At 70.0% G+C, this 11,988-nt stretch carries 10 protein-coding genes; 5 read left to right on the top strand and 5 right to left on the bottom strand.

Features of this window, described 5'->3' with window-relative positions; translation table 11 throughout:
* Positions 1 to 265: 265 nt before the first annotated feature.
* Together HT102_RS08275 and HT102_RS08270 are read right to left on the bottom strand one after the other, a co-directional pair.
* Positions 266 to 1,828, bottom strand: a complete 1,563-nt coding sequence (locus HT102_RS08275; RefSeq protein ID WP_192039119.1) for a DNA polymerase Y family protein — start codon at positions 1,826 to 1,828, stop codon at positions 266 to 268.
* Between the two features lie 34 nt (positions 1,829 to 1,862).
* On the bottom strand, positions 1,863 to 2,639 hold the full coding sequence (locus tag HT102_RS08270; protein WP_192038952.1) for a hypothetical protein: 777 nt from the start codon (positions 2,637 to 2,639) through the stop codon (positions 1,863 to 1,865).
* A gap of 250 nt (positions 2,640 to 2,889) precedes the next feature.
* Between HT102_RS08270 and HT102_RS08265 the strand changes: the two genes are divergently transcribed.
* Positions 2,890 to 4,107 (top strand): serine/threonine-protein kinase, encoded by a 1,218-nt coding sequence (locus HT102_RS08265; protein ID WP_192038951.1) that lies wholly within the window; start codon positions 2,890 to 2,892, stop codon positions 4,105 to 4,107.
* Positions 4,108 to 4,141: 34 nt separating this feature from the next.
* On the opposite strand, the gene HT102_RS08260 is transcribed toward HT102_RS08265, so the two are convergent.
* The gene (locus HT102_RS08260) at positions 4,142 to 4,786 is read right to left on the bottom strand and encodes a response regulator (protein ID WP_192038950.1); all 645 of its coding nucleotides are present in this window, start codon (positions 4,784 to 4,786) and stop codon (positions 4,142 to 4,144) included.
* The gene (locus tag HT102_RS08255; RefSeq protein ID WP_225443436.1) at positions 4,783 to 6,048 is read right to left on the bottom strand and encodes a PspC domain-containing protein; all 1,266 of its coding nucleotides are present in this window, start codon (positions 6,046 to 6,048) and stop codon (positions 4,783 to 4,785) included. Before HT102_RS08255 ends, HT102_RS08260 begins: the two co-directional genes overlap by 4 nt.
* Before the next feature lie 138 nt (positions 6,049 to 6,186).
* Here HT102_RS08255 and HT102_RS08250 point away from each other — a divergent pair, with 138 nt between their 5' ends.
* From HT102_RS08250 to HT102_RS08235, 4 genes are all read left to right on the top strand, one after another.
* Positions 6,187 to 7,536 (top strand): PspC domain-containing protein, encoded by a 1,350-nt coding sequence (locus tag HT102_RS08250; RefSeq protein ID WP_192038948.1) that lies wholly within the window; start codon positions 6,187 to 6,189, stop codon positions 7,534 to 7,536.
* Positions 7,529 to 7,762 (top strand): hypothetical protein, encoded by a 234-nt coding sequence (locus tag HT102_RS08245; protein ID WP_192038947.1) that lies wholly within the window; start codon positions 7,529 to 7,531, stop codon positions 7,760 to 7,762. Before HT102_RS08250 ends, HT102_RS08245 begins: the two co-directional genes overlap by 8 nt.
* Positions 7,763 to 7,857: 95 nt before the next feature.
* Positions 7,858 to 9,438 carry a BCCT family transporter gene (locus HT102_RS08240; RefSeq protein WP_192038946.1) on the top strand — a complete coding sequence of 527 codons (1,581 nt, stop codon included), beginning with the start codon at positions 7,858 to 7,860 and terminating at the stop codon, positions 9,436 to 9,438.
* 317 nt (positions 9,439 to 9,755) lie between these two features.
* Positions 9,756 to 10,685 carry a hypothetical protein gene (locus HT102_RS08235; RefSeq protein ID WP_192038945.1) on the top strand — a complete coding sequence of 310 codons (930 nt, stop codon included), beginning with the start codon at positions 9,756 to 9,758 and terminating at the stop codon, positions 10,683 to 10,685.
* Between the two features lie 356 nt (positions 10,686 to 11,041).
* On the opposite strand, the gene HT102_RS08230 is transcribed toward HT102_RS08235, so the two are convergent.
* Positions 11,042 to 11,953: a phosphatase PAP2 family protein gene (locus tag HT102_RS08230; RefSeq protein WP_192038944.1), complete on the bottom strand. Its 912-nt coding sequence runs from the start codon at positions 11,951 to 11,953 to the stop codon at positions 11,042 to 11,044.
* Between the last annotated feature and the right edge of the window lie 35 nt (positions 11,954 to 11,988).

The following is an 11,988-nucleotide window of genomic DNA, read 5'->3' as shown; positions in this document are numbered from 1 at the left end:
GATGCACTGGTACGCGACTGGGTCTACAACAACCTGGGCCTGACCCTCGAGGCTCTCCAGCTGTTCCCGAACATCCCCTGATCCTCGCGGCTGGGCAGGCCTCGCGGCCGGCTAGTCCGTTCAGCGCCAAACGCGATAGAAGCTGCCTCAGAACCAGGTTATTTTCTATCGCGTTTGCCATTTTCAGGTGCGTTTGCCGCGCCGACGCCCCCGGCGCGACGTCCCCGGCGCGACGCCCCCGGCGCGACAACCCCGCGAGCGCCGGTCAGTCCCAGATGCCTTCGATCGCCCATTGCTGCCGGTTGCTCACCAGCAGGTAGGCGCGGCCGGGATGGGTGATCACCTGCAGCCGGGCGGCGCGCTGCCCCGCCTCCGGGTCCCACCATTCCTCGTCGAGGCACCAGGGTCCCGCCCAGGCAATGATCCGGGACGATATCCCTTGGTCGTGGAGGATGCAGGGCACGGCGGTGAGGATCCCCCGCCCGGAGACCTGGATCGCTGCGCCCGCGCCGTCGAGCAGCCGCACCGGCCTCGGAGGGTCGGGCAGCCATGCGGGAGCAGGCGGGGGCAGCGCTCCTGGCCAGGGCGCTCCCGGCGGCCGGATGATGAGCTGGTGCTCTCCGTGCGGACTGGTGGTGATGCGTGCCCGGGGCGCGCGCCCGCCCTGTGTGGCGGGGGCCTGGACGGCATCGCCGCCGAGCAGTGCCTGGACGCGCACGACGGCGCGGCGGGCGCGTTCCTCGCGCGCCCCGGCCTGTCCCCATAGCCCGAGCTGGAGGCCGCTGGCGGTGACGACTTCCACCGGTTCGAGGCGCAGGGTGATGATTCCTCCGTCAGGGCCGGTGGCGCGCCCGGCATCGCGGCGGGAGAGCCAGCCGTCGAGCTGCCAGCGGATCCGGTCCGCCGTGCTCTCGGGAGTGAGGGGCTGCGCGCAATGCCAGGTGCGCTCATGGCTGGCGCCTTCCGCGGCGCGGGCTTGCACGCGCAGCCTGGTGCAGGCGACTCCGATGGCGGAGAGCTTTCCGTGCAGCTCAGCGGCGAGGGCCCGCCCGGCGAAGGCGGCCGCGTCGACCCGATCGATCGGTGGGTCGTAGTCGTGCTCGATCTCGAGCCCGGGCGGCGTGGGCAGGCCTGATGGCGGGCGGTCCGGTTCGCCCCGGGCGCGGCGGTGGGCGGTGATCGCGTCGTTGCCGAACCGGGATGCCACGTGCCTGGCCGATAGCGCCGCGTAGTCACCGATGGTGCGGATCCCGAGGCGGTGCAGCAGGTGGACGAGCTCGCGCCGGTCGGGGGCGGAGAGCGAGGGCTCCGCGGCAAGGTCGGCGATGGGCAGGCCGGCGAGGTAGTCACGGTCGGCCCCCGGGGGCACGATCCGGCCTTGGCGCGCGGCGAGGACGGCGGTGAGGATCCGGTCGGCGATGCCGGTCTGGCACTCGTGCCCGGCCCGGGCCGCGGCATCAACGAGCGCCTCGGCCGCTGCGGGCTCGCTGCCGTAGTACCGGGCGATGCCATGCAGGGAGAGCACGAGCAGCCCGGGGCGCAGGATCTCACCGCGGGGAGCGATCTCGTCGAGCCCGGCGAGGACTGGCTCGAAGGCGCGCGCGTCCCGCTGGGCGTCCTCGGCAACGATCCGCACCCCAGGGCATCGGGACTGGGCCTCGCGGCGACGGATGCCACGGCGTACCCCTTGCGCGCGGGCCGGGGCGGTGCATGCGGTCACCCGGTTGCCCGCCACCACGGCCAGGGGTTCATCGGCAGCCAGCCCCGCGTCCGCGAGAGCCGCCAGCGCGGGCCAGTCGGGGAACCAGATCGCCACGATCCGTCCCATCGGCGCGGCGGCGCCCGGCACCGCGTTCCCGGCCTCATTCATCCGCGCTATCCCACCTGACCAGTCGGTCCTGGGCAGTGCCTCGCGCCGCCGCGGAGAGGCAGGCCGGCACCGAGCTCGGTGGCGAGCCGCGCCCCTGGACCGTGATGAGCAGCTCGTGGGAGCGCAGCCGTCCCCTGCCGCGGCTGACGCCCGCGTACCGGCGCACGTGCCCCGCGATGGTCGTGCGCGCCCCCGGCCATTCCGTGCCGAGCACCGCGAGGACGGTCTTCTTCCCGCGCAGCCGGGCATTGATCGCTCGCGCCCGGGCTGGCGCGACGCCCTGGCTGCCCGGGCCGATCACCACCAGGTCCATGCCCTCGAGCAGGACGGAGATGATCTGGGCGGGATCCTGCCCCGGGTGCGGGACCAGGGCGATGCGGCGCAGGTCCGCCCCCATCTCGGCGGCCGCGACCAGGCCGAGCTCGGGCAGGCCCAGCAGCGCGGCATGGCCACCTGCCCGGGTCACTTCGGCGAGGACCCCCATCAGGACCAGGGGCGTGCCGGAGAAGAGGCAGGCCGTGCCGTGAGCGAGCCCCCCTCCCGGGATCGCTTCCCGCAGGGGCGCGGGCACCGGCAGCGTTCCCTGCTCGGCCATTCCCGGAACCTGCTCGCGCAGCAGGGCCAGTCGGCGCGCGCTAGGAGATACGCCGTGGGCCCGGGCCACTGGACCCAGCCCCGGCGTAGCGGGTGCAGGCATGTCCGGCGCGGGCACGTGCTGCACGGTCGCTCCGACGCCAAGCCCGGGCACCTCCAGCGGACTAGCTCCCATGGCTCCCCTCCATCCAGATCGCGGCAACAAGGACCACATGGCACAGCACCACGCGACACGGGTTGCCAGTCGCTGCTGGGGGAAGGCGCAACCACATCAAGCATGTGCCATATCGAACACTTGTTCGATCATTATCGCGCGAGCCTACCAGATGTCCACCACCCCGGCACCGTCACGAGCCGGCACTATCTTGATCACGGTTTGGCCCTGGGTCTTCGCAGAAAGCCCCGGCACCACTACCTTCGGGAGAATGACGAACCTGGAACAAGCTCGACGCGGCGCTGGGTCCGGCTCTCTCATAGCTGGTCGCTACCGCCTCCGTTCCAGGCTGGGCGGATCCAGCCTCTCCTCGCCGTGGCTCGCGAAGGACCAGCTCCTTGACCGCGACGTGGTGCTCAAGCCAGCCGTGAGCATCCCTGGCCTGCCACCCCAGATGATCGCGGCTGCCCGGCAGCGCGCGCTCCGCGATGGCAGTGCCGCGGCCAGGCTCTCCCATGCCAGCATCGTCACCCTCTACGACGTGGCCCTCGATAACGACGAGCCCTGGATGGTGATGGAGCACATCCCGTCCATCGGCCTGTCGCAGGCGCTGGAGCTGAGCACGCGGCTCACCTCCTTGATGGTCGCGCAGCTCGGCGCGCAGCTCGCGGACGCGCTCGCGACCGCGCACCGCACCGGGTTGCTGCATCGCGATGTCCATCCGGGCAATGTGCTCATCACCAATGGACGCCATCCGGGACGGGTCAAGCTCGCCGGGTTCGGCCTCGCCCACCCCGCCGATGCTGGGTTCGGGCACCTCAACGTCATTGGCACGCCCGGCTATCTCGCTCCCGAGATCGCTCGCGGCGAGGATGCTTCCCCCGCTTCCGATGTTTTCTCGCTCGGCGCCACCTTGTACGCCACGCTCGAGGGCTGCTCCCCGTTCGGTCCCGACAACGATCCCGTGGGCCAGCTCAATCATGCTGTCAGCGGCACCATCCGCGCCCCGCGCCGCGATGGCGCGGTGGCAGCAGTGGTCCGTCGCATGCTCGATCCCGATGCCGCGCACCGGCCCACGATGAGCGAGTCGCGCGACGCGCTGGCCCGGATCGGCGCCGGGGACGACAACAACACGCGATTCGTGCTGACCGCCCCGCTGCAGATCGCTCCCGGCGAGATCCCCCCGTGGCAGCGGCGCAGCCCCTCCAGCCCAGCCACGGGAAGCTCCTCCAGCGTTGCCGCGGCGCGGCGCGCTCCCCAGTCAGCACCACTCTGGTCGAGCAACACCGGCTCCCCCGCTGCCGAGCCGCGCTTCAAGCCTCGCCCGTTCATCCCCGAGCCCGAGATCGTCGAGTACCAGGAGTACGACGAGAACGAGCTCGCGGACCTGATGAGCACCCGCAAGCTGTCGCTGATCGTCGCGCTGATGCTCCTCACCCTCGGGCTCGGGGCATCGATCATCGTGGGGCTCATCGTCAGCCAGATCTAGCGCCCCCAAGCCCAGCAGCACCCCCCGGGCGCACCTATCCGACGATGTGCCGGCGGTGCGCCCAGCGGGTCAGGGCGTTGCGGTTGGATTGCTGGGTCTTGCGCAGCACGTTGGAGGCGTGGGTCTCCACGGTCTTGATGGAGATGAACAGTTCCTCGGCGATCTCCCGGTAGGTGTATCCGCGGGCGAGCAGGCGCAGCACCTCGAGCTCGCGGGGGGTGAGCGAGTCGAGCTCGGGGTCCAGTGGCGGCTCCGGCAAGGGAGAGCGGCCGGTGAACGAGGCGAGCACGAAGCCGGCGAGCCGAGGGCTGAACACCGCATCGCCGCCCGCGACCCGGCGCGCGGCATCAGCGAGCTCGCTGCCGGAGATCGTCTTGGTGACATAGCCGCGCGCACCGGCGCGGATGACGGCGATGACGTCCTCGGCCGCATCGGAGACGCTCAGGGCAAGGCATACCGGCCCCTCGTCGATATCCCGCAGCACGGTGATGCCACCGCCGTCGGGCATGTGCACATCAAGCAGGACGACATCGGGACGGGTGGTGTTGATGCCGCGGACCGCATCGGCCACGGTGCCAGCCTCGCCGACGATCTCGATGTCTGGCTGGGTGGCGAGCTCGGCGCGCACTCCCGACCGGAAGACGGCATGGTCATCGACGAGGAATACCCGCAGGGTCATGGTTGCTTCTCCTTGTTCTGCCCGCTGCCGGGAGCTGCTTGCGGCTGGACGCCGGTGCCCTCGCCGACGGCTAGGTCATCCGTGCCGGCGGAGAGGTCCTCCCGGGGAACGAACAGCCGGATCTCGGTGCCCCGGCCCGGGCGGGTGCGGATCTCCACGGTGCCGCCCTTGCGCTCGATGCGTTGCTGGATGGAGCGGACGAGCCCTTGCCTGTCCGCGGGGACCGCGCTGGGGTCGAATCCCGTGCCGCGGTCCCGGACGAAGACGCTCACGCGCTCCTCCTCGACCTCGGCATATACATCGACCGCGCTTTCCCCGGAATGCTTGGCAGCATTGACCAGCGCCTCCTTGGCCGCGCCGAGCAGTGCCGCGTAGACGGGCGAATCGCGAAGGGGGACATCCCCGACGGTGACGGTCTCGATAGTAATGCCGTAGTGGTCCTCGACGTGCCCGGCAATGGATTTCAGCGCGGCAGCGAGGCTATCGTGGCTGGCCTCCTCCGCGTGGAACAGCCAGCGTCGCAGCTCCCGCTCCTGGCTGCGCGCGAGACGCTGCACCTCTTGCGGGCTGTGCGCTTGCTTCTGGATCAGCGCCAGCGTCTGCAGCACCGAATCATGCAGGTGGGAGGCGATCTCATCGCGTTCCTCAGTACGGATGCGAGCAGCTCGCTCCGCGTTGAGCTCATGCCATAGCCGCACCCACAGCGGCACGGTGAGCAGGGCCACCCCCACGAGGGTCACCACGACGGCCATCAGGGAGGAGCGCAGCGCGCCCAGATCGACCTGGCCGATCCAGATGACGGCAAGGCCGAGCACGACGAGGCTGATGCCGCCGATCACCCGGGCCCAGGTGGTCGCGGAGAAGCGGCGCGGGGCGCGCGGGGCGGTGGTATCGAGCTCGCGCCACACCAGCCCGGCGCCCGCGATGGCCACGAGGATCGGTACCAGCACCGATCCGAGGGGACCGCTGGAGAGCATGCCGAAGAGCACGGCGAGCGCCCCTCCGATGGTGGCGAGGCCGAGGGCGCGGCGCCTCGTGGCGCTGGACATGTCCACGTCGGCGCCGCCGGGCCTGGTGACGATCCACAGCAGGCCGTAGAACATGACACCGATCCCGGCCGCGGCACTGGTGAGGACGAACGCGATGCGTACCTTTTGCTCATCGACGCCCAGGTGGTCCGCGAGCCCGCCCGCTACCCCGCCGATGACGCGACCGCGTCCACGCCGGTACAGGACGGGCGTGGAGGGGCCGGGCTGGAGCATAGGGGGCACACCCCGATCCTGGCACGGATCCGCTGTGCCGCACATCAGGGATATCCCTGGGGATAGCGGGGGCCGCCAGGAAAAGATCAGGGACATCCCCTGATGCGCGGGCCGCTCCGCCCGGCCGATGATGGTTCCATGGCAACGACAAGTTTCGGCGATCAGCTGCATGACCTGTGGCGGACCCGCCCTGCCCGGCTCTCCGCCGAGGGAAAGATCGGTGGAGTGTGCGCGGGCATGGCGCACCGCTACCAGGTGGATCCCGCGCTCGTGCGGGTCGCGTTCGTGGTGTCAGCATTCTTCAGCGGCACCGGCATCGTGCTGTACCTGCTGGCATGGCTGCTTTTCCCGCAGGACAATGATGAGGTCTCGGGCGGCGAGTCCCTGCTCGGTCGTGGCCGATCGTCGCAGTCCTCGGGCAGCTCGCTGGTGCTGGTGGCCGCTCTCGCGGTCGCGGTCAGCGTGTTCACCCCTATCGGGATCGCGATGAGCGGATCGGGCATGGTGAGCCTGGCGCTGATGCTGCTGGGCTGGTGGATGCTCTACCAGCGCACTCCTGTTGCCCCGCCGCTCCCGCCGTCCGCGATCCGTCCCCCGGCCGGCACGCCCCCGCCCGTGGCTCCCGCGACGCAACGGCCTGCCCCAGGCATGTTCCCGCCGCCCCCGGCCGCGGGGACCGCCGCTCCCTGGATGCCCCCGGCCCAGGCGCAAGGCCCGAGCGGGATGCCGATCGCTCCACCGCCGGGCCCGCGCCCGCAGGTCCCCTACCGGCCGACGGACCCCGCAGCGGGAACGGTGGCGGCCGAGCGCACCGAGCCACCCTCGTGGGATCCGCTGGGCGTCGCACCGTTCGCCTGGGACCTGCCCGAGCCCCGCAGCGCCGCGGCACCGGTCGCGCCACGGCCACGATCCCGCATCGCACCGCTGGCCCTGGGCCTGGCCATCATCGTGACGGGCATCCTCACGGCCATCTCGCTGGGAACCGGCGCGGACTGGCTCACCCCGGGACGGATCGGCGCCATCGCGCTCGCCATCATCGGCCTCGGCCTGGTAGCTGGATCCCTGCGTGGCACCGGGCATGGCCTGCTCGTCGTCGCGGCGCCGCTATCGGTATTCGTCATCCTCGCCACGCTGCTCGGGCCCGTCGACTGGAGCCGCTTCCAGGACGGCGCGGGCGAGCGCAACCATGTGGTCACCGCCCTCACGGCTCCCGTGACCGAGTTCCGCCTCGGCGCCGGCGAGCTCGTGGTGGACCTGCGCCAGGTCGAGCTCGAGCGTGATGCCACAGTGCTGGTCAGCGCGCTGTTCGCGGAGGTAGTCGTGATGCTGCCACCCGACACTGCTAGCCGGGTCACCTGCTCGGTCCGCATGGGCGAGGCCACGTGCCCGCCACCCGGGCTCTCGCGCGACGGGCCCCCCGACGACTCCCCCATCCTCACTATCGACGCGTCACTGCTCGCCGGAAGCATCGAGGTCCGCAATGAATGAGCACCGTTCCAGCACACGCCCCCGCAACCGGTTCTCGCCCGGGCTCCTGCTCGCCGGCGTCACCGTGATCGCGCTCGCCATCTGGGCGATGATCAATCCCGACTCCGGGGCCGGCCCCCTCGCCCTGGTCCCCTGGCTGCTGATCGGCCTCGCCATCCTCGTGGGCCTGATCCTCATCATTGCCCCCAATGGGACGAGGACTGACAATCCGCCCCGGAACGAGTGATGCGCGCCACAAACCTCGTCACGGCCGTGTGAATTGAGCGCTCGACGTGTCCTGCCCCATGGCTTTTGCCGCCACGGATCCCTAGGGTTGCGCGCATGCACCGACTACACGACAGGCTAGGGCTGCGCACCAACCCCGTCATCTTCTTCCTGTCCGCGGCGATCCTTGCCGTCTTCGTCACCGCAACGATCGCCTTCCCTGGTCCGGTGGAAAACTTCTTCGCGACGGGGTCCGATTGGATCCTCACCAACCTGGGCTGGTTCTACATCTTCGGCGTGACCTCGTTCGTGGTCTTCCTGCTCTGGATGGCATTGAGCCATTTCGGCTCGGTGCGCCTGGGCGACGACGACGAGCAGCCCCGGTACTCGACGCCCGTGTGGTTCGCGATGCTGTTCGCCGCCGGCATCGGCACCATCCTCATGTTCTGGGGCGTCGCCGAGCCGATCAGCCACTTCGCCAATCCGCCGATGCGCGACGTCGAGCCCGAGAGCACCGAGGCGGCCCGCGAGGCACTGTCGTTCACCATGTACCACTTCGCCCTGCACACCTGGGCGATCTTCTGCCTGCCCGCGCTGGCGTTCGCCTACTTCGCCTTCAAGCGCAAGCTGCCACTGCGCGTCAGCTCGATCTTCCACCCCATGCTTGGCGACAGGATCAACGGTCCCATCGGCCGCGCCATCGACATCCTCGCCGTCATCGGCACCATCTTTGGTGTCTCCGTCTCCATCGGCCTGGGCACCCTCCAGGTCAACAGTGGCCTCGCGCGGCTCGTCGGATTGCCCTCGAACACCTTCACCCAGCTCGCTATCCTCGCGATCATCACCACCATCGCCGTGACATCGGTATCCCTGGGCCTCGACAAGGGCATCAAGTGGCTGTCCAACATCAACATCGTGATGGCCATCAGCCTGCTGCTATTCGTGCTTGTGCTCGGACCGACCCTGTTCCTCATGCGGGGCACCATCGAATCCGCCGGCTCCTACCTCAGCTCCGTCGTCGAGCTCGCGTTCTGGAACGATGCCTTCGGCGACACCGGCTGGCAAGGCGGCTGGACCGTCTTCTACTGGGCCTGGACCATCACCTGGGCACCCTTCGTCGGCATCTTCGTCGCCCGCATCTCGCAGGGCCGCACCATCCGGCAGTTCGTGCTCGGTGTGCTCGGCCTGCCCACCACCTTCAGCGTTATCTGGTTCGGCATCTTCGGCCTCGCCTCCTTCGACATCGAGTTCAACCGGGGCGGGGGGCTTGTCGAGGAAGTCGTCGACCAGGGAGACATCCCCGGCGCGCTGTTCGCCTTCCTCTCCAACTACCCTCTGTCCACGCTGACGTCTCTCTTCGCGATCCTCATCGTGGTCATCTTCTTCACCACGTCCATGGACTCCGCAGCGCTTGTCACCGACATGCTGTGCACCGGCGCGGACGAGGTCGGTCCCACCCGGCAACGCGTGTTCTGGGCCATCACCACCGGAGTGATCGCCGGGACGCTCCTCGCCTCCGCCGGCGGCAGCGGACTCGACGCGCTGCAACAGGTGATCATCGTCGTCGGCCTGCCATTCTTCATCATCGCCTTCCTGATGATGTACAACCTCTGGCGCGCGCTGCGGCACGACGTGACTCCCCCGCCCGCGCTGCGCACCCGCCAGTGGGTGCCCGAGATGCACGCCGAACCGCGGTAGGCCGGGCGGTCGCGGTGCGGTGGCGGGCGGTGCCGCGGTGCCGGTGGGTTCCGCGGTGGGTGCCGCGGTGGGTGCCGCCCCTGCCGGTGGGTGCCGCCCCTGCCGGTGGGTGCCGCAAACGCGATAGAAGCCGCAGAGATCGCAGGTCGATTTCTATCGCGTTTGGCGGTTTCTAGTGCTTCTGCTACCTGGCCTAGCCGCCAAGATCCTGCCGAACCTGCCAAGGCGAGCCGCCCGCCCTGTGGATGGTTTCGCGATATCCACAGGCGAGAAGTTTCTGCCAACGCAGTGCCGCCGTCCGACGGCATGATGCCCGCATGAGGAACACCCACCCGCATCGGCACCTGCTCATCCGCTCGCCACGCGGCCCGGACACGCGGCGACTCGTGCGGCTACGGCGCGACTGCTTCGTCGAGACGCACGCCTGGGACAAGCTCTCGCCCGAGGACCAGCACCTCGCCCGAGTCGTGGATGTGCACCGGTCGCTGCGCGGCGGCGACAGCGTGATCAGTCACTCCTCGGCCGCCGCGCTGTGGGGATTGCCCACCTGGGGCAGCACGCTGTCGCGGGTGCATGTGACGCGCGCGGGCAGCAGCGGTGGTCGCATCGAGCAGTCCCGCCACCTGCATATCGATGCGCTCGACCCGCGGGATGTCACGTCCCGTCATGGCATCGCGGTGACCACGCCCGCCCGCGCCGTTCTCGATATGGCGCGGATTTGCGGAGTCGAGCCAGGCGTGGTCACGGGAGATGCTGCCATCCATCAGGGGCTCGCGACCATGGCCCAGGTGCGTGAGTGCCTAGACCGGTTGCCGCGCCGCAAGGGCATCCAACAGGCTCGCGATGCGGTCAGGCTGATCGACGGGCGCAGCGAGAGCGTGGGTGAATCACGCAGCAGGCTCGTCCTCAGGACCGAGGGGCTGCCGATTCCGGTGCTGCAGCCGCTGCTCTTCGACGAAGGGGGCTCGCTGATCGGCCGAGCAGATTTCTTGCTCGAGGGACAGGTGGTCGGCGAGTTCGACGGGCGCATCAAGTACGGCGCGCTCATCCGGGCGGGCGATCATCCTGGTGATGTGGTGTTCCGCGAGAAGCTGCGCGAGGACGCCATCCGCGATGCTGGGTGGACCGTGGTCCGCTGGACGTGGGCTGATCTCGCGGATCCGGCTCGGCTCGGGGAGCGGGTGCGCAGAGCTCTCGAAAGGGCCTGCGAGTTGCCCCCGCCTCGGGGAACGTGGCTCCCGTCGTAGTCGCCCGCGCCAGCGCCGCCTGCTACCGGCCGCCCCGCGGTGCCCCCTCTGCCGCTCGCCACTCAGAGGCTCGCCGCCGCTCAGAGGCTCGCCGCCGGTCAGGGGCTCGCCTCTCGCCGCTCGCCGCCCGCCTCTCGCCGCAAACGCGATAGAAACCGCGAAGATCCCAGGTCGATTTCTATCGCGTTTAGCAGTTTCCGGTGCTTTTGGCCGCCGCACCGCCGCTCGCCAGCCGAGCCACCCCGCCAGCCGAGCCACCCCGCCAGCCGAGCCACCCCCGCACCGCCACCCCGCCAGCCGAGCCACCCCCGCGCCGCCACCCCGCCAGCCGAGCCACCCCGCCAGCCGATCGACGATCACTTCTCGGCGATATCCACGCGCCGCCAGGTCCACCAGAAGAGGAGGAAGACGAGCCCGGAGCTCCCGGCGGCGAGCCCGTGCAGGGCGAGGTACATGTTGTAGTCGAGGGTGGCGTCGGGGACCGCGGGGATATCGCTCAGGACGAGGAGCAGCGCACCAATGAGGATGGTCGCGATGGTGGAGAGGGCGATGGGGATGACGACGAAGATGATGCGCAGCGGGTAGCGCCCGGCGGTGACGTGCATGAGGGAGCCGCGGTGGACGAGGGCCGCGGTGACGAGGCAGGCGACACCGAGCGTGAGGAGGTTGGCGCCGAGCACATCGCTGAAGCGGTGCCATTTGGAGGTGAGTGTGTGCGCGCCCATCGCGACGGCGTAGGTGGCGGCGACGAACATGGCGATTCCGCGCCATCGGAAGGGGACAACGATGAGCAGCGCGAAGAGGATCGATGCGGCGATGGTGGTGTGGCCGCTGGGAAAGCTGTTGCTGGCGTAGGGTCCGGTCACTTCGATGAGCTCGGGGCACTGGAGCACGATCCGCTTGAGCACCTGGGTGATCAGCGAGGAGACCACGATGATGGTGCTCGCGGCGATGGCGAGATCGGGGCGCTTGCGGGCGAGCGCGATGAGCACCACGAGCACGGAGGCCACCGCGAGCGAGGTGACGGTGATGGCGTCGAGGGCGGCGTCAGATTCGGCGACGAGCGCGGCATCCACCTGATCAGCGCCGCGCAGTGCAGCGTTCTCGATGCGGTGCCCCGTGGTGGTGAGCACGAGCGTGACGAACGCTGTCGCGGCCCCGGCGAGGGCAAGCAGGCCGAGCAGCCACCAGCGGAGGGCGCTGGCGACAGGCGGCCCGGTGACGTCGCGGTTGCGGGCAGGGGGCACCGCCAGGGTCGCTGATGTCATGGGCGCTACCCTAGCGCTGGTGCCGCCCGCGTGGA

Source organism: Lolliginicoccus lacisalsi (genome assembly GCF_014841105.1).
Classification (GTDB): Bacteria; Actinomycetota; Actinomycetes; order Mycobacteriales; family Mycobacteriaceae; genus Lolliginicoccus; species Lolliginicoccus lacisalsi.
The sequence above is the reverse complement of the archived record's forward strand: the minus strand, read 5'-3'. Positions and strand labels throughout refer to the sequence as shown.

Bases quoted from the DNA above. Each gene is read 5' to 3' on its own strand.
- HT102_RS08250 (WP_192038948.1), top strand. From the start codon at position 6,187: ATGGCAACGACAAGTTTCGGCGATCAGCTGCATGACCTGTGGCGGACC.
- HT102_RS08270 (WP_192038952.1), bottom strand. From the start codon at position 2,639: ATGGGAGCTAGTCCGCTGGAGGTGCCCGGGCTTGGCGTCGGAGCGACC.
- HT102_RS08260 (WP_192038950.1), bottom strand. From the start codon at position 4,786: ATGACCCTGCGGGTATTCCTCGTCGATGACCATGCCGTCTTCCGGTCG.
- HT102_RS08245 (WP_192038947.1), top strand. From the start codon at position 7,529: ATGAATGAGCACCGTTCCAGCACACGCCCCCGCAACCGGTTCTCGCCC.
- HT102_RS08235 (WP_192038945.1), top strand. From the start codon at position 9,756: ATGAGGAACACCCACCCGCATCGGCACCTGCTCATCCGCTCGCCACGC.
- HT102_RS08240 (WP_192038946.1), top strand. From the start codon at position 7,858: ATGCACCGACTACACGACAGGCTAGGGCTGCGCACCAACCCCGTCATC.
- HT102_RS08265 (WP_192038951.1), top strand. From the start codon at position 2,890: ATGACGAACCTGGAACAAGCTCGACGCGGCGCTGGGTCCGGCTCTCTC.
- HT102_RS08255 (WP_225443436.1), bottom strand. From the start codon at position 6,048: ATGCTCCAGCCCGGCCCCTCCACGCCCGTCCTGTACCGGCGTGGACGC.
- HT102_RS08275 (WP_192039119.1), bottom strand. From the start codon at position 1,828: ATGGGACGGATCGTGGCGATCTGGTTCCCCGACTGGCCCGCGCTGGCG.
- HT102_RS08230 (WP_192038944.1), bottom strand. From the start codon at position 11,953: ATGACATCAGCGACCCTGGCGGTGCCCCCTGCCCGCAACCGCGACGTC.